A 21,548-nucleotide genomic window follows, 5' to 3' on the forward strand; every position below is an offset into this window, starting at 1 on the left:
GTTATCCAGGTAATGAAATTGTTGAATTATATTGTCATCGTTGGGAGATAGAGCTTGGGTTTAGAGAAATCAAACAAACCATGCTTGATAGCGCATACCATTTAAGAAGCAAGCGTCCAGATATGGTGCGTCAGGAGCTATGGGGCGTGTTACTCGCCTATAATTTAATACGAAGAATAATGACGATGGCGGCGACAGTTACAGGGATATGGCCTAACCAGCTTAGTTTCTCTAGCAGTTCGATGGCTGTCATTCAGTATTTCTCGTCAGTATCTATAATGAGTCCAGGGAACATTCCAATACACTGGCAGCACTTACTCAATACACTGGTCTTATTTAAGCTTCCAGCTAGACGAGAGGATAGAAGATATCCCCGATGGGTTAAGCCAAAACCATCTAAGTATCCCCATAAAAAGAAAAATGCCAGTCAGCTTAACTGACTGGCATTAGGCCGTAAGGCCCTTTTTTTGGTTTTATATTGGGCTGTTTTATTTAGAAATCAAACTTATTGAATAATCATCGTATTGCTTAATATTATTCATTACACTCATTAAAGTATTATGAGTACTGTTTTCGTCTGCGGTTATAAGTACCGAACTTATTTCATATTTAGCCGCGAACATCGCTAAATTAGTCGCAACTTGCTCTAAATCAATTAACCTCCCTGAAAAATATACTGCGTTACTTTCATCAATTCTAAATAAAGCATTTTTAACAGGCTTATCTATTTGAGGGCTGTCGAGTGGTCGGTTTAATTCAATAGCCACAGGTTTTACAAAAGATGTAGTTACAATAAAGAAAATTAGTAATATGAACACTATGTCTAACATCGAGGTCATATCTACATCAGCATTATTTTGCAGTTTAGTTAGTTTACTTTTCATATTGGACCTTATTTTTAATTAAATGCTGCGGCGCCACAGCAAGGTTTTAGGTACCTACTAACAAAATTAGCACAGCAAAAATAAAGCGTGGTTAAATAAATATTCTAATAACATTAAATATTTGTATTCATTATGTATTTAAAATGTGGCGAAATAAGGTGGTGTTTATACCAATTTGCTTATATATGGGGTCTATATGGCATCGTTATAGTGTGATTTAATTCGTTAAATTGCTTAAAGATTTATGCAGATTGGTATTAGAGGCAATAAAAAACCCAGCGCTAGGCTGGGTTGTATTTATGCGTTATGTAAGCTTACTGCTTTTGCATACGGCTCATTTCTGCATGGCAGCTTTGCATTGTTAATAATGTTTTAGCCAGTGCAGCTTCGCAATCAGCCGGTTGTGGTTTATCCATAGCGGCTTTAATTTCTACAAGCGTTTTATCTTCTACTTCTTCAAGCTCTTTTACATACGTGCTGTCGTTATGTGAGGTGAATGTAGTAAGTAAGGCTGTGTATGTACGTCGTGCTTCAACTGCGAAAGATGAACCATCTTCGCGTTCGCCTTTTTCATTAATTGCATATGGCTGCAAGCGCTCAACACTCACTTTTCGGGCATCTATCATACGCTGAAAAAGTGCGCCAATAGCAGGGTCTTCAACTTTTTCCTGTGCTTTTTGATAAAAGTCGATGCCGCTGTTCATAACTTGAATGATGTCAGTAATATGATTTACTTCTGATCCTTGATGGGTGTTCATAATGACCTCTTTTATTAAATGAATGTATAGTTCAATTTAATAAAAGCAATGTATGTTCCACGTTTTTATTTTTATGTAGTTATTTGATTTTATTGATTTAATTTCATTGCAGAAAGGGGCTAAGTTAATGAGGGAAGTATTAACCTAGCAATTTTTACATTATATTGTGTAATAAAGTTATTTTAGCTCTTCAGCTACTTCGGCTACTTTTTGGCGTAACCAGATATGGCTCGCATCGCGATGCAACAGTGGGCTCCAAATCATATCAAGCTCAAAAGGAGGAATTGGAAACGGTGGCTCTAAAATTTTAAGCCCCGGATCATCTAAGTATATATTTGCAGCTTTTGAAGGAAGGGTCGCAATCAAATTTTTCTCTTTAGCTAAATGAATCGCTACATGGTAGTTACGCGTAAAAGTGGCAATGTTACGATGTTTACCAAAGTGGGCAAGTGCTTCGTCAACCCAACCAAGTTTTTGCACATCTTTAGGGTCCATGCCCACACCTACACCAAAACCTGTTTTACTCACCCATATATGGCGCGCTTTTAAGTAGCTGTCGAGGCTAAAGTTTTCAATAATAGGGTTGTCGGCCTTAACTAAGCAGCAAAAACTGTCTTTCCAAATACGTTTATGATGAAAAGACTGAGGTAAGTTTTCAAAACGGTTGATTGCCATATCTACTTTACCGTTTTCTACGTCATGAAAGGTTACATCACTTGGTGTGAGTATATCTAAAGTAGTATCGGGGGCTTCTTCGTGTAGTTTACTTAAGAGCTTTGGCGCTAACGTACTTGCAGCGTAATCACTGGCCATTATTCTAAATACACGTTTACTCTGGCTTGCCTCAAATTCTCTATTAGGTGCTAGGGTTTCTTCAAGCGTCATTAATATGCCACGAATAACGGGTTGTAACTCTAAAGCGCGCTCTGTCGGGACCATACCATCGCTGGTACGAACTAAAATAGGGTCGTTAAATAAGTTACGAAGACGTTTAAGGCCATTACTCATTGCGGGCTGCGTAATACTCAATTGATTAGCAGCGCGTGTTACGTTGCATTCTCGAAGCAATGTATCGAGATAAACGAGTAAATTTAAATCTATTTTACTTATATTCATTGTGTGTCCTTTGCGTCGACCAGTGATGGATAAATCGCTGTGCTGTCGGGTATGGGTAAATATGACTTACCTGCCCATTTTTTATATTTTGTTGCGCCTGCTTCCAAAAGCTAACATCTATAAGCTCTGGATGAGTGCTGAGGAAAAACTTTTTATACATAGGATTAGGCATTACAAATGTACATAACTGCTCTGGGAATACATCTTGTGGTGCAACAGAGTAACTTTGTTCATCCATTAAATAATCGTCGTAGCTCTTTGCTTTCGGTAATGCTCTAAAGTTCATATCTGTTAGGTATTGAACTTCATCGTAATCGTAAAAAATAATACGTTTGTGCTTACTTACACCAAAGTTTTTTAAGAGCATATCGCCAGGAAATATATTAACGGCAATCATTTCTTTTAGAGCTTGCCCGTATTCTTCAATCGCGTCTGCGGCACTTTCTTCATCAGCATTTTCTAAAAATAAATTGAGTGGTGTCATGCGCCGTTCAATATATAAATGCTTGATGATCAACCATTCGCCTTCAATTACCATTGATGAGCCAATTGTTTTATGTAATTGCGCAAGTAAATTACTATCAAAACGCGCCAAAGGAAATACGACGTTAGAATACTCTATGGTATCGGCCATTCTGCCAACGCGATCATGGTTTTTTACTAGTTGATAACGCTTTAATACGGTATCACGGCCGAAGGGCTTACTTTCACCAAATTTGTCTTTTATTACTTTAAAAACATAACCAAATGAGGGAAGGGTAAATACCATCATCACCATACCGGGAGTACCCGGTGCAATTGTAAACTCATCACTTGAGTGAGATAAGTGATTTAAAAACTCTCGATAAAACTCAGTTTTACCCTGCTTATGAAAACCCACTGCGTTATAGAGCTCAGCAAGTGTTTTGTTTGGCATAAGCTGATTCAAAAACCGGACAAGTGCTGAAGGTGCATGAGTCTCTACCATAAAGTAGGCGCGGGCAAAGCCAAAAATGACACGCATTTGAGATGATTTAGTTAAAAGTGCATCTAAATATAATCCGTTATCTTCATCGTGCAATACGGCGATTATAAAAGGCTGAACACCACTTTTTGAAACAACACGACCAACAATATAAGCTGCTTTATTACGATAAAAAGGTGTGTGCAAAATATCAAAGCGCATTTGCCAAGGTTGGTGATGTGTATCGGGTGCTTGTTTATAAAAAGCTTTAACAAGAAGGCGAATATCACGCTCTAAATTTACAAATGGGGCTTTAAAATCAAAATGATTAATAATGCGTTTTATTGTTGGCTTTAGGCCATCAACTACTGGAAAGTATGTCCTATATTCGGCCTCAACAGGTACTGAAGGAGCATCTTTCAAAGTTGCTTCTACAAATATAAAGTCATTATGAAAATAGCGCCTATGGTACAGCCGGCAAAATACAGAATTATAAAAGGTTTCGGCGAGTTCTGCTTGAGGGTGGAAACATAAAAAGTGCTGATATATCTTTTTAACTTCGAGCCATAGGCTTTCATCTAATTGCTCTGTTGGGGTTTCTTTTTTTAGCGCTTGTGTGGTTTCGTTAACACGATCATCATAATAGCTGATACGCAAACGGCTGATATCATTAATTGCTTGCCAATCTTTTTTTGCAAAGGCGAGAGGGGCTTTGGCCGTTGTTTTTTGAAATAGCTGATAGTGCCTTTTAAAACCCGTTAAAATTAATTCAGCAATATGGCGAGGCTGCATTTGCACTCCTTAATAGTCCCTAGAGCTTATACTCTATTGTGTTAAGGGTATGTTATTTTAAGTTTAAAACCAAGATAAATATTACTTGCTAATTAAGAGTGATTTATTGGTATTGAGCTATCTTTTTTTCGAGAATTTTAATTTGTTTAGTAATAACCAATACATCTTTTTTGTACTCTTTATTAATTATTTTTAATTTTTTAGTAATATCTTTGGTAATACGCTTTTTATCTTCAATGGCTAGAATATGATTTAACCGCTCTTGTTGTTTGTATTCAGCACGCTGCTTATTACGATCAAGTATTGTTAGCTTATGGTTATTACTGCGAAGCTCTGCCTGTAAGCCAGATAGAAGCCTTTCACGCTCAAGTTCGTTTAGTTGTTTAGTGTAGTCAACCTTAGGACCAGAATACTGATTACCCGTCGTGTTAACTTTATAAGTCGTTGCTTCGTCGTCACACGGCAGTTGAGAAAAGATTGTGCCTTTTTCTGTTACACATTTGTAGTAAGTGGTATCGCTAAAGCTAAAAAAACTGATAAGTAAAAAGCTAGAATGGAGAATATAACAAGAAGTTTTAAACATACATGTCATCCTTGGTTTTTATATCTAACAACAATATAAAACTATAACCTAGCTTGGTGGTATATCAAGCTAGGTTAGGATAACTGTTATTGGGTAAAGGTTTTGAGCTTTTTAATACTCTGTACTAAAAATGGTATATCTAAACCTTGTTCAATAGAAAAACCTTCAGCAGCGGAAATGTTTTTAAAGTTACCATCTGAATCTATTAAGGTAATCCTATCTTTTTTATAGGCTATAACGACACCCTGAGAGTAGTTCACGCCCATATCATCTTTTTTCTTGTATAAATTAACGCCCAGCATTGTTTGCTTAGCAATGGCTTTACAATTTAAATATTGGCCAACACTTGTTGCAATTAAATCGCTAGGTTGAATAAGTCCATCTACTTTAGAAATACGTTTGTCGGAGCTATATAAAGTTGATGTTGTTACTACTTCTTGCTTGTTATTGGCAAGACTAAAAGCAAAAACCTGTGTTTTATCATCTCGTACAACGGCGTTATCGCTACTTTTAATAACTCTAATTGCGCTAGAACTATGTGCTTGATCATTTATAAAACTAAGTTCTTCCACGCCGGTTACTTCAATGCTGCGGCGCTGACTTTGCCATGCGGGAAGAGTTTGATCTCTTAAAATTGCTGCTTTATAAAAAGCTGGCAAACCATACACTAAGCTAAATAGCATATCGTCGTGATTAGTTGGCTGTAAAAACTGCTCTGTTTTGTGTAAGTTTTTATTATCGGCAACAAATTTAGCGAGTTGTTGCTGGGTTTCAAATACAAAAATATCTACATTGGCTTGTGTGTAGTCTTCACACTTATCAAGCGGGCTTGGCATTTGATAACTAATGTTTTGGTTATTAATTTTTACGTTATGTGCTTGCTTATAGCTTTCTATATCAAGCAGGTCATTTTTAGCTAATAAACTTTTAGCGGTAGTAGGGTATGACAGTGGTAGTACATTATCTTGCTTCGTTACGTCAAAGTTTAAATTTGCGTCAGCCCAAATATGAATACTGTGACTAAGTGAAAAACACACTATTAAAAATGAAATTGCGTAACGTGCAAATTTATATTGTTTTAAGCGCTCAAGGTGTTGCCATGTGTAATTACTCACAAGTAGCTGAAAGCCTAAAATAAGTAATACAATCCCACTGGCTAAAATGGTTGTTAAAGCAGGTGAACTGGTTAAACGATGCCACAGTAGAGAAATAATCTCAGGTAAGGCAGATATACTTAGATGATAACCCAAATTAACGTAAACATAAGCATCAAGGGTAAGCAGTGAAGCGCCTAGTGTGGCTATAACAGCCGCCATGCCTCGTATATGTCGTGGGTAGGGGAATATTAAACTAAGCGGAAATACCGTCAGCACAAACGCTAAAAAGGCGATAAAACTAGTGTGGCTTAACCACGTTACTAGCATATAAGTAATGCCCATAAAGCTTGTTGGTGGCGAGTCGGCAAATAAGTAGCTTAAGCTAATAAATAGCGCCAAACCAATATTGGCAAAAGTAAACCAATGGCCCCAGCTTAATAGCTGACTCGCTTTTGATGAAAACTGATTGTGCTGCGATAAATTCATAGAGTTTATTTAACCGACTGTGATAGAGCTTTTGCAAAGTTCTCAGTTACGGCTTGTCTTTTCCCTGTTGGTACATGCTCTTTTAAGATATGCGTGATAGAATTTCCTAAACACATAAGGCTTAAATCTACCGGCGCATTGTGTTTAGTTAGCACATCAATAAGCTGATCGACGATTTGTTCTACTTCTTCATTAGAGTATTTTGATAAGATTGGCATCAGTTGGTTCAATAAAATAGTTATATTCTCGTATTTTAACACTAGAGGCGTGAAAAACAAAGATGACAACAGACGTTAAAAAATTAGTCGTTCATTATGTAGACAAAAAAGACGACGATACGCAAATTCACCTTCGAAATGATGAGATGGTAATTAACGATAAAGTAGCCGTTTTTATCGAACAATTACATCATGCATATAATGGTAAGCCAGGTAAAGGTTACTGTGCTTTCAGTGGTGATAAAAACAGCGTTGTAGCATCTGCAATGCAAAGCTACCGTAACGATGAGCTAGGCTTTTGGCATATGACCGAGCAAGCCTCAACGGTTTTAAAAGAAGAGCTTGATAAGTATGCATTTAGTGAAACAGGCTATTTAGTATTTTGTCATTATCAGTATGTTGCTACCGATTACATGTTAATTGCGATGATTAACATTAAAGAGCATTACTCTATGACCTCTGAGCTTGATTTAGCGGCTTCTCGCCATTTAGATATATCTCGCATGCAACTTGCTGCTCGTATCGATTTAACAGCATGGGATACGCAAGCAGAAGATAATCGTTATATTTCGTTTATCAAAGGTCGTGCGGGTCGTAAAGTTGCTGACTTTTTCTTAGACTTTTTAGGCTGTGAAGAGGGTATTGATTCAAAACAGCAAAGCCAAGTAATGCTTAGCGCAGTAGAGGATTATTTATCAGAGCAACAGTTTGATAAATCAGAAAAAGACGATTTACGTAAACAAGTATTTGATTACTGTAATGATTGCGTAACCACAGGCGAAGATGCAAGTGTGAGCGATCTATCTGCAACGCTTACAAAAGGCGATGACAGTCCGTTTGATAGTTTTTGCAAAGAGCAAAGCTATGACTTGGAAGAAACTTTCCCCGTTGATAAAAAAACAGTAACCAGTATGGTTAAGTTTTCAGGCCTTGGTGGTGGTGTAAGTGTAAGTTTTGAACGTAAACACTTAGGCGAGCGCGTAACGTACAACGAAGCAACCGATACACTAGTGATTAAAGGCATTCCGCCAAACTTAAAAGATCAGTTACAACGTTTTATGGAAAATGAAAAAGAGTAGTGTTTAAGTACCTAAATTAAAAGAAAAAGCCGTGTTATAACGCGGCTTTATTAATTAGATAACGATAATAACTATTTGTTCGTCTTACAAGTGATTTTCAAACCAATAATTGAACTTTTCGGGTTAAAGTCAGATCGAGCATGACAGGCGAAATTACGATGAGTCCATCTCCAATTACCTCTTCCATAGCGAAGAGTGTTCTCAGTCTGGTCTTCTAATCCCATCTCCATCATTCGTTTATTGATATCAGAAAAAGTAGCATTGAAAAAGCCATTGCTATCAGTTCTAGAAGAAAAATCTTTTGTGTATATTTTCCCTTGGTAAATAATTTCACCCAAACCATTAATAAATCTTGCTGTCACACTATGGATAGGAACAGTTGAGTATTGATAACGACTAGGTGCTAAAAAGGAATGTTCAAAGTTGAAGCTTTTTTTAGGAGTTATATATTGCTGTTCAATTAAGTCTAAATTTAATAACACTATTTGGTTCCAACCCACATAGTTTAGGGCTTCTTTAATAGAATTAACCTCTTTTGGAGTCTTGTTAATTATTGGACTTTGCGAAGTGCTGTTGTTCTGTTGAGGATTGCCTGATTCATCACCTTGCTCACAAGGGATATCGGTAAACGATACTTTGCCCAGTTCGTCTTCACACTTGTATACTTTTGCTTGTAAAACGAAACTTGAAAATAAAAGTATCGTGAACATAATTTTGATCATATCAATCCTTGGTTATTATAGTGAATTTATTTTTTTTTGAATGAGTTCCATATAGCGTAAATGGACTTGGATCTCACATTTATTTTCAGCTATCTGGTCCAGCGAGTTATCAATGGCATATTTAATTGATTCATTTTTTTTATAGTACTCTTGTTGTTTTTCAAGGTGAGTTTGTAACCTCTGGTTTTCTTTTTTTAATTTTTCTTTAGTATTTTCGTGCATTCTTAACCCTACTAGGGCTTTTCTTTTTGGAGTGTCAGAATCATGGAATTTTGAACGAGTAATGCCTTGAAATATATTCCCTTTATATGCAATAAGCTTATTACACCTGAGCCTAGCTCCTGTTCCTTTAATTATTACTTCAGAGCCCGGAATATGTTCTTCAGGCTCATCTTCAAAGCCATGAATACGGTTATTAGTTTTAACTACAACTTTTTGCACAGTAGGTGTAGATTCAATTCCTTCAACTACTTCTGCTCTTTGATCTGTTGGAACATCTGAGAAATGACGTACACCATTTTTATCGACCCAACTGTAAACTTGTTGTGAACTGGCTGTCGCTGAAAATAATATAAGACCAAAAAATAACTTCCGTTTCATTTGGTTATTGGGCATGTTGCCTTCTTATGGATTGACTCAAATATGTATTTAATTATAGTGTTATATTAGGCTAAAAACCCATTACTATGTCAAGGAGGAATTATCAATATGAGAGGAGTTATTTATTGTTTATTGGCTACTTTTTTACTATTTGTTTGCTACAGCAAATTAACAGAGAAGAAAATAGTGAGTGACTATTACAAAATGAGCGAACAAATTCAAATTGACGCAAAGCTCAAGAGCTTAACGGCAGATCAAGAGTTCCACCAGCAAATGTTAGATGCTGGCAAGAAAAGTGAAAAGCATTTTTTACTCTATAGTATTGATCCAACCATGCCTAAAGTTGAGGAGTTAGAGCAACGCTGCACAGATCTAACTTTAAAGTCATATAGATCAGAATCTATTTATGATAAAAATATTGCAGAACTTGAATGTGATAAATATGAAGCGTACAAATTGGCGAATGAAAGCTAACTATTAATAGTTTAAGTAGGTATTAAACAAAAAAGCCCCGCTATTTATTAAATAGCGGGGCTTTTTAATAAGTGTTAGTTATTAATCAACACTCAATGTTTTAGTCATTGCAGAACTTGCACGACCAGCAGGTTTGATAGAACCCGCACGTAAACCACTGTCTGGTACTAGGTCACGTTTATCGTGAGCCATTGCTACAGATATATGTTTTACTTCGCTATCAGCTACAGGAGTAGGCTGTGCCATTGGCGCACTTGCAGACCCTTGAGTAACCGCTGTTTTAACATGCGGTGCTGATTTTTCAGTTTTCACTTTTGCTTTAACTTTAGCTGACTCTTCAGTTACTACTGGAGTTTCAACTTTAGCTGGTTCTTCAGTTACTACTGGCGCTTCAACTTTAGCTGGCTCTTCAGTCACTACTGGCGTTTCAACTTTAGCTGGCTCTTCAGTTACTACTGGCGCTTCAACTTTAGCTTGCTCTTCAGTTGCTACTGGAGTTTCAACTTTAGCTGCCTCTTCAGTTACTACAGGAGTTTCAACTTTGGCTGGCTCTTCAGTTACTACTGGAGTTTCAACTTTAGCTGGCTCTTCTACAGCTTCAACTTTTGCTAAGTCTTCAACTGCAACGGCTTGTTCAATTTGCTGCGCTGCATCCACAGGTGTTTCTTCAGATTTAGCTTTAAGCTCTGCTTCATATTCTGCAGCAGCTTGATCAGCAACTGGAACAAATGCAGGGGCTTCGTCAGATTTAACTTCTGCTTCACCTTCAGGACGTCGACGACGTTGACCTGATGCACGAAGATGACGAGGAGAACGGCGTGAACGCGTACGTGTTTGCTCTTGATCGTCTTCAGTAGTTGCTGCTTCATCGTTAGAATCAACAACGTCAACTTTCTCTTCTTTAATGTGAGCTGTTTTTTCTGCCGGAGCTTGTGTTTGCTTTTCTACAACAGGTGCTTGCTCTTGAACTTGTGGAGTGTCAGTAACTACAGCTTGTTCAGGTGTTTGCTCTGTTGAGTTAGCTTGCTCAGCGTTTTCATCTTGCAGACGTACTTTTTTACGTATGTTACGACGTTGACGGCGAACTTTAGGCTTTTGCTCTTTAGGCTCTACAGCTTGAGCTGGCTTAGAATCAGTTTCTACTTCTACTTTTACAGGGGCTTCAGTTTTAACTTGATCTTTTTCTTCGCTTTTATGCTCTGGGCGCTTACGAGAGTTAGGGTTACGACGACGCTTATTGCGGTTCTCGTTTCTCTCTTGAGTCTCGGTACTTGTTGCTGCTGGTGAGTCTGTTTTAACTTCCTCTTCAGCTGCAGGGCGCTCATTGCGTGGTTTATTAGTGCGCGGGTTATTATTACGACGACGTTGGTTGTTATTACGACGACGATTATCGTTACCACGGCGAGCGTTATTACGCGCTTCTTGCTGCTCTTTTTCTACAGCTTCTTTTTTCTCTTCTACTGTTTCGCTTGCAAATAACGATTTAAACCATTTAGTGATTGCTTCAAACAAGCCACCTTCAGTTTTAGTCTCTGTTACTACAGGCTGAGCTACTGGTGTAGGCGCTGCTTGTGGAGCCGGTGTAGAAGGCATTACAACACCTTTTAGCATTGGCTCTTCACGTACTGGTGCACTTGGTGATTTTGACATCTCAAATGCTTCAGGTTCTGGCGCAACAACTTGTCCGTAACTTACCGTTTCAAGTGTTTCGTCTTTACGTAGACGCATAACTTCGTAATGTGGTGTTTCCATATGTTGATTAGGAATAATCACTACGTCACATTTATGATGTTTTTCAATGCGATGAACACTACGACGTTGCTCATTTAATAAATAAGCAGCAACGGCAACAGGCACTTGTGCATTTACTTGTGCTGTGTTGTCTTTAATTGCCTCTTCTTCAATTAAACGAAGAATAGAAAGTGCGATAGATTCGTTTGAACGAATAGTACCTTGTCCACTACAACGTGGGCATGGGCCTTGGCTTGCTTCACCTAATGAAGGACGCAAACGCTGACGCGACATTTCAAGTAAACCAAAGCGCGAGATTTTACCAATTTGAACACGAGCACGATCTGGGCGAGCAGCATCTTTTAAACGATTCTCTACTTCACGCTGATGGCGTGGAGGCGTCATATCGATAAAGTCGATAACAATTAAACCACCTAAGTCACGAAGACGTAATTGACGTGCAATTTCATCGGCTGCTTCTAAGTTAGTATTAAGTGCTGTTTCTTCAATATCGCCGCCTTTAGTTGCTTTAGACGAGTTGATATCGATAGACGTTAGTGCTTCAGTTGGGTCAATTACAATTGAACCACCAGAAGGCAAACGTACTTCACGCTGGAACGCAGACTCAATTTGGCTTTCAATTTGGTAATGCGTAAATAAAGGAGTGTCACCTTGATAAAGCTTAACACGGCTCATAAAGTCAGGACGAAAACGCTCAATGTGCGCTTTAGCTTCTTCAAAAACACGTGGTTTATCAATTAAAATTTCGCCAATATCACGACGTAAATAATCGCGTATCGCACGGAATATTACATTGCTTTCTTGGTGTATTAAAAATGGCGCTTTAGCACTATCGGCTGCTTGTCTAATTGCTTCCCAATGTACTAATAATGCTTTTAAATCGTAGTTTAATTCTTCAAACGATTTACCAACACCCGCTGTACGAACAATTAAGCCCATACCTTTAGGAAGTTCTAAACGACCCAATGCTTCTTTAAGTTCAGTACGTTCATCACCTTCAATGCGACGAGAAATACCGCCAGCACGAGGGTTGTTAGGCATAAGCACTAAGTAGCTACCAGCAACACTGATAAAAGTAGTTAACGCTGCGCCTTTTTGGCCACGCTCTTCTTTATCAACTTGTACTATTACTTCTTGACCTTCTTTTATTACGTCGCGAATATTAGGGCGACCATGAAAAGTGTAACCTGCAGGGAAGTAAGTACGGGCAATTTCTTTTAAAGGAAGGAAACCATGACGGTCAGCACCGTAATCAACAAATGCTGCTTCAAGAGATGGTTCAATGCGAGTGATTTTGCCTTTATAAATATTGGCTTTTTTCTGTTCGTGACCTGGGCTTTCGATATCTAAATCATAAAGGCGCTGGCCATCAACCAGTGCTACGCGCATTTCTTCTTGCTGCGTTGCATTGATTAGCATACGTTTCATATTGTTACTCTACTTATTTATGTCGCTGACATGACGATGTTTTTCTCGCCTGTTCAGTTGTCCCTATTTTTAGAATGTGCAGCCTCACGACTGGGTCTTTAACGGAACGGCTCTGTTTCTCGTATGCAGTATTTTAAATGCTGGCAAACAATAGCAATTATTATCGCTATTAAATTCTTAATGGTGCTAAAACTGTCGGCTTTTCAGCTACGTTTACAAGTTTTACCCAGAAGTTGGCCTGTCATATTAATCTTACTAAATATCATTCATATTAGGCGCGTAGGGCTCATTAAGTTGGTGAGCAATACATACTGATGTATCGCTAATATCCGTTTTAAGAGCAAAAATCGCTGCCGATGTTAATGAACGCTTATTTATTAGATTTTTTTAGTTCTAAATAAGCTGCTATACGGTACTACAATAATTGAGCTAGTGCTGAACGACGTTTTTTACGTCGTCACTATCAGACAAATTATCTGTTCATTGCTTTCTCTAGCACGTTAAAAATCGCTTCATGTTCAAACTTAACCAGCAATATATTACGCGCATTGCCGTTAATTGATCGCACGTGTTAACTGAGGAGGCATAAAAGCTTTGGAAAACTTAACTCGGATCTGTATGATCGGCTACCCAGAATGTGCATCACGAATGTTTTAATGTGTTAAAAAGCACCGTTGTTATTTGCAAATACTAAATATTTGCGCTGCTGATTATCCCACTATTATTACAGTGTTAGCAACTAAATTATTTTACTTAAATTAGTGATTAGGCAATGTCAGAAAAAAACGACTTACAAGTAACTTATGTCACGATCAACGAAGACCATTTAGGTCAGCGTATTGATAACTTTCTTATTACCCATTTAAAAGGGGTGCCTAAAAGCGCTATTTATAAACTTTTGCGCAAAGGTGAGGTACGCGTTAATAAAAAGCGTATTAAGCCTGTATATAAACTACAGCTTGAAGATGTACTTCGTATTGCACCTATCAGGGTTGCTGAGCGTGAAGAATTTGTTCCATCAAAATTAGACAAAGTAACGCGCCTTGAAAACGATATTTTATTTGAAGATAAATACCTTATCGTAATAAATAAACCATCAGGTATGGCTGTTCATGGCGGCAGTGGTTTAAGTTATGGCTTAATTGAAGCTTTGCGAGCACTTCGCCCAGAGGAACGTAGCCTTGAGCTAGTTCATAGGCTTGACCGTGATACATCAGGTTGTTTACTTATAGCGAAGCGTCGTTCGGTGTTAACAGCATTGCATGAACAACTTCGCGAAAAAACAATGGAAAAAAATTACTGGGCACTTGTAGAAGGGCAGTGGGATTCTAAAACTAAAAACGTAACCGAAGGGCTGCGTAAAAATACACTTAAATCGGGCGAGCGCGTAGTACGCGTAGATAACACTGAGGGAAAACCTTCACATACTCGTTTTAAAGTACTTGAACGTTTTAACGATTGCTCACTTGTACAGGCATCGCCTGTTACAGGGCGTACGCATCAAATTCGTGTGCATACGCAATGTAAAGGTCACCCAATAGCGTGCGACGATAAATATGGCGATCAGGGTTTTGACGATTCTATGCGTAAAGTTGGGTTAAACCGATTGTTTTTACACGCACATGATTTAAGTTTTTATCACCCTAAAAACGAAACAACTATGCGTATTGAAGCACCGCTAGATAAAACGCTTAAAAATACATTACTAAAATTACGAGATGCAAAACTGTGATAAAAGTGACTCCAATTAAAAAATATAAGCTCGTCATTTTTGATTGGGACGGCACCATTATGGATTCAGTCACTAAAATAGTTAACTGTATTCGTAGTAGTGCTGAGTCACTTAATTTAGTGCCGCCTAGTGACGAAGCCATTAAAAATATTATTGGTATGTCGCTTGAAAAAGCAATTGACGTTTTATTTCCAGATAATGTAGCGCAGCACCAAGCGTTAATTTCAGGTTATAAATATCAATACAGTGTGGATACTACTCCCACGCCTGTATTTGCTAATGTTGTCAGCGTTTTAAATGCCTTAAAAGAGCAGGGCATTGTTTTAGCGGTTGCAACAGGTAAAGGTAGGGGTGGGTTAGATCGTTTGCTTGAACAAAGTCAATTGCGCCATTTTTTTAGTGCAACACGTACAAGCGATAACGCGCAATCAAAGCCCTCTCCAGATATGTTGTATCAATTACTTGAAAAACTTGGCATAAGCGCTCAAGACGCTGTAATGATTGGCGACACTCAAATAGACATGACTATGGCAAAAGCTGCTGGCATGGATAGAATTGGCGTAACAATGGGTGTACACAACGCACAGCAGTTAAATAAGTTTAGCCCTGTTGCAACAGTAGGTAATTATCTGCAATTGCAACAGGTTCTGCTTGGTTAATTTATTTAACTAGAACTTGTTTTGAGCAGTAAGTACATCAATACCAAACTCAGCCAGTAGTTGGCTGAGTTTAATTAATGGTAATCCAATTAAGCTATTAGGATCGTCTCCGCTTAGTTTTTCAAATAAACAGATACCCAACCCTTCACTCTTAAAGCTGCCAGCACAGTTATAAGGCTGCTCAGCATCGCAATAAGCACTAATTTGTGCATCACTGAGTGTTTTAAACGTCACATTGAAAGGTTCTACGCAGGTTTTTTTAGTGCCAGTTACAATATCGTAAACACAAAGCCCTGTTAAAAATGTTACAGTATTACCGCTAAATAAATTTAGTTGTTTTACGGCATTTTGTTTATTATGTGGTTTACCTAAAATTTGATTATTAAACACAGCGACTTGGTCTGATCCAATAGCTAACCCTCTGTTAAAGTGTTTATTAGCTGCTGAGGCTTTTAATTCACTTAAACGCTTAACCAGTTCGGTAGGTGTTTCGCATTCAAGTGCTGATTCGTCAACGTCAGGTGAAAACGTATCAAATGGTAAATTAAATTTTTGTAATAAAGACTGCCTAAAAGGCGAGCTTGACGCTAAAATGAGTGGATGCTTCACGGACTGTTTTCCTACGATAATTCAGATTGAGTTAGGATAAATCAGATCCGAGAGTAAAACACGTTAAAAACCAAGTAAAAATGGTTTTTTACTTTGACTAACAAACTAACTATCTATATGATGCAGCCCCTATGCAAAAGGTGAAAATTCCCATCACTCTTCATCCAGGCAAAGCAGCGCAGCACCGTTTAAAGTATGACGGAATTGTACCGCTTGAAAAACTTACTCGTTTAGAGAAAGTTGTGCAGGAAGAAGTAGGTGAAATAGCGGTAAAAATACATTGCAAAAACGATGATCAAGGTTTCGCTGTGATTAGAGGCAATTTGTCCACACACGTTACTGTCATTTGTCAACGTTGTAATGGTGATTTAGGGTTGGATTTGGTTCAAGACTTTGCATATTCACCAGTAGGTGAAGATACAGAGTTAGATATTTTTCCAGAAGACTACGATGAAGTAGCGCTTGATGAAAATGGTGAAGTTAACGTTTTTAATTTAATTGAAGACGAACTAATTTTAGCAATTCCATTAGTGGCTACCCACAACGAAGCTTCATGCAGTTATTCAGCAAAGCCTGCCAGCTTTGGTGTATTAAAGGCGGAAGATGATAAACCTAATCCATTTGATATTTTGAAACAACTTAAGAAAGATTCTTAGGAGAAGACTATGGCTGTACAAAAAAGCAAAAAGTCTCGTGCAAGACGCGGCATGCGCCGTTCACACGATGCGATCAGTGGTCCAACTTTAACTGTAGATCAAACATCTGGTGAGACTCATCGTCGTCACCATGTGACTGCAGATGGTTACTACAAAGGCGTTCAAGTAATTTCTAAATAAGAGATTACTTATATGCTGAAAGATCTAACCATAGCGTTAGATATGATGGGGGGCGATTACGGCCCCCGTTCATCTATTCCTGCTGCCGTTTGTGCAGTAAATGCTCATGCCAATTTAACTCTCATTTTATGTGGCAATGAACACGTTATATCTAAAGAACTCGAATCCCTCGATTCTCTACCTCATCCTAGACTCATAATTCGTCACTGTAGTGAAATAGTCACTAATGCCTGTGAACCTGCAATTGCTGTGCGTTCAAAAAAAGATTCATCTATGCGTGTTGCCCTAGATTTAGTTAAATCGGGCGAGGCTCAAGCATGTGTTAGCTCAGGTAATACCGGCGCTCTATTTTTTATGGCTCACTATGTATTAAAAATGCTGCCAGGTGTTAAACGTGCCGCACTCATTTCATCTGTTCCTACAGAGCTTAAAAACCCAGTATATTTACTCGACTTAGGTGCTAATGTGCATTGTGATGCGCAAATGCTCTATCAGTTTGGCATTATGGGCTCTATTGTTGCAGGACAAGCACTTGGTTTAGATAATCCTCGCGTTAGTTTATTAAATATTGGCGCTGAGGACATTAAAGGCCACGACGACATTAAACAAGCTGCACAATTAATGCAGCAAAGCCCACACATAAATTATATTGGTTACAGCGAAGGAAGTGATATTTTTTCGGGTAAGGCTGATGTCATTGTATGCGAAGGGTTTGTTGGTAACGTAGCACTTAAAACATGTGAAGGCATTGCCAAGCTTATTATGAATAAGTTTACAACCGCGCTCGAAAAGCACCTTTTATATAAATGTATGGCGTTTATATTGCGCCCAATAATAAAAAAACTCTATAAAAGGGTGAACCCCGACCAGTATAACGGTGCTTCTCTGGTAGGATTGCGCGGTATTGTCGTTAAAAGTCATGGAAATGCGTCAGCTAAAGCATTTCAAGCAGCAATTGATGAAGCGGTAAAAGAGGTTGAACGTCAACTTCCTGATAAAATAGCCGCTATTTTCGAAAAAACACATTCTAAAGACACGGCGGTTAATCAATAATTGATGTGCCGTGTATTTCATTATTTATTTGTTTAATTAAAAAGAGCAAAGTATGGCACAAAAAATTGCACTTCTATTCCCAGGTCAAGGCTCGCAAAGCGTTGGTATGTTACAAGAACTACTAGAGAGTTCTGACATTGTTAAAGCAACATTTGCAGAAGCGTCAAATGCACTGGGTTACGACTTAGCAGAGCTAGTTCTTAATGGCCCAGAAGAAAAATTAAATCAAACCCACCGCACACAACCTGCATTACTAACTGCAAGTGTTGCTATTTACCGTGATTGGTTAGCAGCTAACCCTGATGCAGACGTTGTTATGGCGGGTCACAGCTTAGGTGAATACTCAGCGTTAGTATGTAGCGATGTATTAAGCTTGAGTGAAGCCGTAAAGCTTGTTGAAAACCGTGGTTTATACATGCAAGAAGCCGTGCCAGCAGGCGTAGGTTCAATGGCTGCTATTATTGGCTTAGGCGATGAAGAAATTAAAGCGGCGTGTGCTGCCTCAGCGCAAGGTGAGGTTGTGTCTCCAGTTAACTACAACTCTCCTGGTCAAGTTGTTATCGCAGGCCATAAAGCGGCAGTAGATAGAGCATCGCAAGCATGTAAAGATGCCGGTGCTAAACGTGCATTACCACTTTCTGTTAGCGTACCTTCACATTGTGAGTTAATGAAGCCAGCAGCTGACAAGCTAGCAGCAGACTTAGCCGCTTTAACATTTAATACACCTAAGTGTGATGTAATTAATAATGTTGATGTAAAAGCTGAAACGTCAGCTGATGCAATTAAAGATGCATTAGTACGCCAGCTTTACAGCCCAGTTCGCTGGACAGAAACAGTACAAGCCTTGGTTGCGCAAGATGTAACACAAAGCTACGAATTTGGTCCTGGTAAAGTATTAACAGGACTTGCTAAACGAATTGATAAAGCAATGATCTGTGGCTCAGTAAACGACGCCGCTTCAATTGATGCAGCTAAATAAGAGTATATAAAATGTCTAATTTATTTTCATTAGAGGGCAAAGTTGTCCTAATTACTGGTGCCAGCCGTGGTATTGGTAAAGCAATTGCAACAACATTAGTTGCACAAGGTGCAAAAGTTGCAGGTACTGCGACAAGTGAGTCAGGCGCTGCTAAAATCAGTGAATACCTAGGTGACAATGGTAAAGGTTATGCATTAAACGTAACCGATCCTGCATCTATTGAAGCAACACTTGCTGCAATAAAAGCTGATTTAGGCGATATTGATGTACTTGTAAATAACGCAGGTATTACACGTGATAACTTATTAATGCGTATGAAAGAGACTGAGTGGGACGATATAATCGACACTAACTTAAGCTCAGTTTTCCGTTTATCTAAAGCAGTACTTCGTCCAATGATGAAGAAAAAGAAAGGCCGTATTATTAACATTGGCTCAGTAGTGGGTACTATGGGTAATGCAGGTCAAGCTAATTATGCAGCGGCTAAAGCGGGTGTAATTGGTTTTTCTAAATCACTTGCGCGCGAAGTTGCATCACGTGGTATTACAGTTAACGTAATCGCACCTGGTTTTATTCAAACAGACATGACTGATAATTTAACTGATGAGCAAAAAGCAGCAACACTTGCAAATGTCCCAGCAGGGCGTTTAGGCCAACCAGACGAAATTGCTGCTGCAGTATGTTATTTAGCATCTGACGCGGCTGCGTATGTATCAGGCGAAACTTTGCATGTAAATGGCGCGATGTACATGGTTTAATCGCCATTGTACCTAGATTACTACTTAATAAAGTTAAGTAAGTTACCTCAAAAACATTGAATTATTTGTGAACTTGCTTTAAACATACTTGAAATCGCTGCGAAAATAAGCGATAAAAGACAAAACACACACTCAGAGGTTTGACCAGACAATTATTTATGGTCAAATCATTGAATCAGAGAATTATGCGGCGTAAACTACGCCGCAATCTGAAAATAACGCATTGGCGTTTTTAATAAAGGAAAGAAGAATGAGCGATATCCAAGAACGCGTAAAGAAAATTATCATTGAACAACTAGGTGTTAAAGAAGAAGAAGTTAAAAATGAATCTTCTTTCGTAGATGACCTAGGTGCAGATTCTCTTGATACTGTTGAACTAGTAATGGCTCTTGAAGAAGAGTTTGATACTGAGATCCCAGATGAAGAAGCTGAGAAGATCACTACAGTACAAACTGCTATCGATTACGTTACAGCACACGCTGAGTAATTAATCGCACGTTAAAGGCAGCATCCGCTGCCTTTAATTTTTTATATCCAAACCACCTCAAAGTTCGTGATTCAAAACTTAAATCTCTATGCTCAATTTTAGCTAAAAATTAATTTTGATAGTGTTATGCGTTTTTAATCTATTTTGGGACTAGCACTTTGAGGTAGCTTGGGTATGATCATCCCCTTGTAAAATATCCCTTATTGGAGGCAAACCGTGGCTAAACGTCGAGTCGTCGTAACTGGCTTAGGAATGTTGACGCCGCTAGGTAATGATGTTCAATCAACCTGGCAAGGCTTATTAGATGGTAAAAGTGGCATTCAAACAATAACGCACTTTGATACATCAAAATTTGGTACTAAATTCGCTGGTTTAATAAATGATTTTGATGCAACTGCATACATGTCAGCGAAAGATACTAAAAAAATGGACTTGTTTATTCAGTACGGCATTGCAGCGGGTGTTCAAGCCTTTAAAGATTCAGGCCTTGAAATTACTGAGCAAAACGCAACACGTATAGGTGTAGCTGTGGGCTCTGGTATTGGTGGCTTAACGCTTATCGAAGAAAACCACATTAAGCTATTAAATAGTGGTCCGCGCAAGTTATCGCCATTTTATGTGCCGTCTACCATTATTAATATGATCTCAGGTCACTTATCAATGATGCATGGACTTCGTGGTCCAAATATTTCAATTGTAACAGCCTGTACTACTGGTTTGCATAATATTGGCCATGCCGCGCGCATGATTGCCTACGGTGATGCAGATGCAATGGTTGCTGGCGGTGCAGAAAAAGCCTGTACGCCTATTGGTATGGGTGGCTTTAATGCTGCACGTGCACTTTCAACCCGCAATGACGATCCACAAGCGGCTTCTCGCCCTTGGGATAAAGACCGCGATGGCTTTGTGCTTTCTGACGGTGCAGGTGTTGTTGTAGTTGAAGAGTACGAACATGCTAAAGCGCGTGGCGCTAAAATTTATGCTGAGCTTGTAGGCTTTGGTATGAGCGGCGATGCGTACCACATGACATCACCACCAGAAGATGGTGCGGGTGCTGCACTTGCAATGCAAAACGCACTAAACGATGCGCAAGTAAACGCTGAGCAAATTGGTTACATTAACGCACACGGTACATCTACAAATGCAGGCGATAAAGCAGAAACTGCCGCTGTTAAGTCTATTTTTGGTAATGCAGCTAAAGATGTAATGGTAGGCTCGTCTAAATCGATGATGGGTCACTTGTTAGGTGCTGCAGGCTCGGTTGAATCGATTATTTCGATTTTATCACTGACAGATCAAAAAGTGTCGCCAACTATCAACCTTGATAACCCAGACGAAGGGTGTGACTTAGATTATATTGCTCACACTGCACGTGATGCAAAGTTAGACTTTGCACTGTGTAACTCGTTCGGTTTTGGTGGTACTAATGGCTCGTTGCTATTTAAAAAGGTATAATCTTTTTTAACAACGAATCAAATTATAAGAGCTCAGTTGTTTAACTGG

General features: G+C 38.7%; 23 protein-coding genes. 12 read left to right on the forward strand and 11 right to left on the reverse strand.

Going from position 1 to position 21,548, the window contains the following annotated elements:
• A partial coding sequence (locus tag I6E70_RS17270; RefSeq protein ID WP_197189272.1) for a transposase occupies nucleotides 1-440 on the forward strand: 440 nt, incomplete at its 5' end.
• Between the two features lie 48 nt (nucleotides 441-488).
• On the opposite strand, the gene I6E70_RS17275 is transcribed toward I6E70_RS17270, so the two are convergent.
• The 7 genes from I6E70_RS17275 to I6E70_RS17305 form a co-directional block, all read right to left on the reverse strand.
• Entirely contained in the window at nucleotides 489-884 is a 396-nt protein-coding gene (locus I6E70_RS17275; RefSeq protein ID WP_169043479.1) for an ExbD/TolR family protein, read from the reverse strand.
• Nucleotides 885-1,198: 314 nt separating this feature from the next.
• Complete coding sequence (locus I6E70_RS17280) at nucleotides 1,199-1,642, reverse strand: ferritin-like domain-containing protein (RefSeq protein WP_197189273.1); 444 nt, start codon at nucleotides 1,640-1,642, stop codon at nucleotides 1,199-1,201.
• 177 nt (nucleotides 1,643-1,819) lie between these two features.
• On the reverse strand, nucleotides 1,820-2,758 hold the full coding sequence (locus I6E70_RS17285) for a LysR family transcriptional regulator (protein WP_002961484.1): 939 nt from the start codon (nucleotides 2,756-2,758) through the stop codon (nucleotides 1,820-1,822).
• Nucleotides 2,745-4,493 carry a bifunctional isocitrate dehydrogenase kinase/phosphatase gene (aceK, locus tag I6E70_RS17290; protein ID WP_197189274.1) on the reverse strand — a complete coding sequence of 583 codons (1,749 nt, stop codon included), beginning with the start codon at nucleotides 4,491-4,493 and terminating at the stop codon, nucleotides 2,745-2,747. Before aceK ends, I6E70_RS17285 begins: the two co-directional genes overlap by 14 nt.
• 103 nt (nucleotides 4,494-4,596) lie before the next feature.
• Nucleotides 4,597-5,076 carry a hypothetical protein gene (locus I6E70_RS17295; RefSeq protein ID WP_007585700.1) on the reverse strand — a complete coding sequence of 160 codons (480 nt, stop codon included), beginning with the start codon at nucleotides 5,074-5,076 and terminating at the stop codon, nucleotides 4,597-4,599.
• An 86-nt stretch (nucleotides 5,077-5,162) separates the two neighbouring features.
• Nucleotides 5,163-6,659 carry a DUF3413 domain-containing protein gene (locus I6E70_RS17300; protein WP_007585701.1) on the reverse strand — a complete coding sequence of 499 codons (1,497 nt, stop codon included), beginning with the start codon at nucleotides 6,657-6,659 and terminating at the stop codon, nucleotides 5,163-5,165.
• A 5-nt stretch (nucleotides 6,660-6,664) separates the two neighbouring features.
• Nucleotides 6,665-6,877: a DUF1414 domain-containing protein gene (locus I6E70_RS17305; protein WP_007375276.1), complete on the reverse strand. Its 213-nt coding sequence runs from the start codon at nucleotides 6,875-6,877 to the stop codon at nucleotides 6,665-6,667.
• Nucleotides 6,878-6,939: 62 nt separating this feature from the next.
• On the opposite strand from I6E70_RS17305, the gene yejK reads away from it, so the two are divergent.
• Nucleotides 6,940-7,956 (forward strand): nucleoid-associated protein YejK, encoded by a 1,017-nt coding sequence (gene yejK / locus I6E70_RS17310; protein ID WP_121955650.1) that lies wholly within the window; start codon nucleotides 6,940-6,942, stop codon nucleotides 7,954-7,956.
• A 71-nt stretch (nucleotides 7,957-8,027) separates the two neighbouring features.
• Here the strand turns inward: yejK and I6E70_RS17315 are convergent, their stop codons facing one another.
• Together I6E70_RS17315 and I6E70_RS17320 are read right to left on the reverse strand one after the other, a co-directional pair.
• On the reverse strand, nucleotides 8,028-8,678 hold the full coding sequence (locus tag I6E70_RS17315) for a DUF4124 domain-containing protein (RefSeq protein WP_197189275.1): 651 nt from the start codon (nucleotides 8,676-8,678) through the stop codon (nucleotides 8,028-8,030).
• 15 nt (nucleotides 8,679-8,693) lie between these two features.
• Nucleotides 8,694-9,293, reverse strand: a complete 600-nt coding sequence (locus I6E70_RS17320) for a DUF4124 domain-containing protein (protein ID WP_197189276.1) — start codon at nucleotides 9,291-9,293, stop codon at nucleotides 8,694-8,696.
• 93 nt (nucleotides 9,294-9,386) lie between these two features.
• On the opposite strand from I6E70_RS17320, the gene I6E70_RS17325 reads away from it, so the two are divergent.
• Complete coding sequence (locus I6E70_RS17325) at nucleotides 9,387-9,752, forward strand: hypothetical protein (protein ID WP_007585713.1); 366 nt, start codon at nucleotides 9,387-9,389, stop codon at nucleotides 9,750-9,752.
• A gap of 81 nt (nucleotides 9,753-9,833) precedes the next feature.
• Here I6E70_RS17325 and rne read toward each other — a convergent pair whose 3' ends face one another.
• Nucleotides 9,834-12,932, reverse strand: coding sequence for a ribonuclease E (gene rne, locus I6E70_RS17330; protein WP_197189277.1), 3,099 nt, complete (start codon nucleotides 12,930-12,932; stop codon nucleotides 9,834-9,836).
• 772 nt (nucleotides 12,933-13,704) lie between these two features.
• On the opposite strand from rne, the gene rluC reads away from it, so the two are divergent.
• Both rluC and I6E70_RS17340 read left to right on the forward strand, forming a co-directional pair.
• A complete protein-coding gene (rluC, locus tag I6E70_RS17335; RefSeq protein ID WP_010554171.1) occupies nucleotides 13,705-14,664 on the forward strand; it encodes a 23S rRNA pseudouridine(955/2504/2580) synthase RluC in 960 nt (319 codons plus the stop codon).
• On the forward strand, nucleotides 14,661-15,323 hold the full coding sequence (locus I6E70_RS17340; protein WP_197189278.1) for an HAD-IA family hydrolase: 663 nt from the start codon (nucleotides 14,661-14,663) through the stop codon (nucleotides 15,321-15,323). Before rluC ends, I6E70_RS17340 begins: the two co-directional genes overlap by 4 nt.
• 9 nt (nucleotides 15,324-15,332) lie before the next feature.
• Here I6E70_RS17340 and I6E70_RS17345 read toward each other — a convergent pair whose 3' ends face one another.
• Entirely contained in the window at nucleotides 15,333-15,932 is a 600-nt protein-coding gene (locus I6E70_RS17345; protein ID WP_197189279.1) for a Maf family protein, read from the reverse strand.
• A 131-nt stretch (nucleotides 15,933-16,063) separates the two neighbouring features.
• Here I6E70_RS17345 and yceD point away from each other — a divergent pair, with 131 nt between their 5' ends.
• The 7 genes from yceD to fabF all read left to right on the forward strand — a co-directional run bounded on the left by yceD (nucleotide 16,064) and on the right by fabF (nucleotide 21,500).
• The gene (gene yceD / locus I6E70_RS17350) at nucleotides 16,064-16,588 is read left to right on the forward strand and encodes a 23S rRNA accumulation protein YceD (protein ID WP_007585727.1); all 525 of its coding nucleotides are present in this window, start codon (nucleotides 16,064-16,066) and stop codon (nucleotides 16,586-16,588) included.
• A gap of 9 nt (nucleotides 16,589-16,597) precedes the next feature.
• Nucleotides 16,598-16,768 (forward strand): 50S ribosomal protein L32, encoded by a 171-nt coding sequence (gene rpmF / locus I6E70_RS17355; protein ID WP_002962381.1) that lies wholly within the window; start codon nucleotides 16,598-16,600, stop codon nucleotides 16,766-16,768.
• Nucleotides 16,769-16,780: 12 nt separating this feature from the next.
• Nucleotides 16,781-17,821 (forward strand): phosphate acyltransferase PlsX, encoded by a 1,041-nt coding sequence (plsX, locus tag I6E70_RS17360; RefSeq protein WP_007585728.1) that lies wholly within the window; start codon nucleotides 16,781-16,783, stop codon nucleotides 17,819-17,821.
• Nucleotides 17,822-17,873: 52 nt separating this feature from the next.
• A complete protein-coding gene (gene fabD / locus I6E70_RS17365; protein WP_007585729.1) occupies nucleotides 17,874-18,800 on the forward strand; it encodes an ACP S-malonyltransferase in 927 nt (308 codons plus the stop codon).
• Nucleotides 18,801-18,811: 11 nt separating this feature from the next.
• Nucleotides 18,812-19,558: a 3-oxoacyl-ACP reductase FabG gene (gene fabG / locus I6E70_RS17370; RefSeq protein ID WP_101217158.1), complete on the forward strand. Its 747-nt coding sequence runs from the start codon at nucleotides 18,812-18,814 to the stop codon at nucleotides 19,556-19,558.
• Between the two features lie 250 nt (nucleotides 19,559-19,808).
• Nucleotides 19,809-20,045, forward strand: a complete 237-nt coding sequence (gene acpP / locus I6E70_RS17375) for an acyl carrier protein (protein WP_002962377.1) — start codon at nucleotides 19,809-19,811, stop codon at nucleotides 20,043-20,045.
• Nucleotides 20,046-20,261: 216 nt separating this feature from the next.
• The gene (gene fabF / locus I6E70_RS17380; protein ID WP_002962376.1) at nucleotides 20,262-21,500 is read left to right on the forward strand and encodes a beta-ketoacyl-ACP synthase II; all 1,239 of its coding nucleotides are present in this window, start codon (nucleotides 20,262-20,264) and stop codon (nucleotides 21,498-21,500) included.
• Nucleotides 21,501-21,548 lie beyond the last annotated feature (48 nt).

It is taken from the genome of Pseudoalteromonas sp. NGC95 (genome assembly GCF_015864705.1).
Taxonomy (GTDB): Bacteria; Pseudomonadota; Gammaproteobacteria; order Enterobacterales; family Alteromonadaceae; genus Pseudoalteromonas; species Pseudoalteromonas arctica.

Coding starts and splice junctions, on each gene's coding strand:
- I6E70_RS17275 (WP_169043479.1), bottom strand. CDS start 884: ATGAAAAGTAAACTAACTAAACTGCAAAATAATGCTGATGTAGATATG.
- I6E70_RS17280 (WP_197189273.1), bottom strand. CDS start 1,642: ATGAACACCCATCAAGGATCAGAAGTAAATCATATTACTGACATCATT.
- I6E70_RS17285 (WP_002961484.1), bottom strand. CDS start 2,758: ATGAATATAAGTAAAATAGATTTAAATTTACTCGTTTATCTCGATACA.
- aceK (WP_197189274.1), bottom strand. CDS start 4,493: ATGCAGCCTCGCCATATTGCTGAATTAATTTTAACGGGTTTTAAAAGG.
- I6E70_RS17295 (WP_007585700.1), bottom strand. CDS start 5,076: ATGTTTAAAACTTCTTGTTATATTCTCCATTCTAGCTTTTTACTTATC.
- I6E70_RS17300 (WP_007585701.1), bottom strand. CDS start 6,659: ATGAATTTATCGCAGCACAATCAGTTTTCATCAAAAGCGAGTCAGCTA.
- I6E70_RS17305 (WP_007375276.1), bottom strand. CDS start 6,877: ATGCCAATCTTATCAAAATACTCTAATGAAGAAGTAGAACAAATCGTC.
- yejK (WP_121955650.1), top strand. CDS start 6,940: ATGACAACAGACGTTAAAAAATTAGTCGTTCATTATGTAGACAAAAAA.
- I6E70_RS17315 (WP_197189275.1), bottom strand. CDS start 8,678: ATGATCAAAATTATGTTCACGATACTTTTATTTTCAAGTTTCGTTTTA.
- I6E70_RS17320 (WP_197189276.1), bottom strand. CDS start 9,293: ATGCCCAATAACCAAATGAAACGGAAGTTATTTTTTGGTCTTATATTA.
- I6E70_RS17325 (WP_007585713.1), top strand. CDS start 9,387: ATGAGAGGAGTTATTTATTGTTTATTGGCTACTTTTTTACTATTTGTT.
- rne (WP_197189277.1), bottom strand. CDS start 12,932: ATGAAACGTATGCTAATCAATGCAACGCAGCAAGAAGAAATGCGCGTA.
- rluC (WP_010554171.1), top strand. CDS start 13,705: ATGTCAGAAAAAAACGACTTACAAGTAACTTATGTCACGATCAACGAA.
- yceD (WP_007585727.1), top strand. CDS start 16,064: ATGCAAAAGGTGAAAATTCCCATCACTCTTCATCCAGGCAAAGCAGCG.
- rpmF (WP_002962381.1), top strand. CDS start 16,598: ATGGCTGTACAAAAAAGCAAAAAGTCTCGTGCAAGACGCGGCATGCGC.
- plsX (WP_007585728.1), top strand. CDS start 16,781: ATGCTGAAAGATCTAACCATAGCGTTAGATATGATGGGGGGCGATTAC.
- fabD (WP_007585729.1), top strand. CDS start 17,874: ATGGCACAAAAAATTGCACTTCTATTCCCAGGTCAAGGCTCGCAAAGC.
- fabG (WP_101217158.1), top strand. CDS start 18,812: ATGTCTAATTTATTTTCATTAGAGGGCAAAGTTGTCCTAATTACTGGT.
- acpP (WP_002962377.1), top strand. CDS start 19,809: ATGAGCGATATCCAAGAACGCGTAAAGAAAATTATCATTGAACAACTA.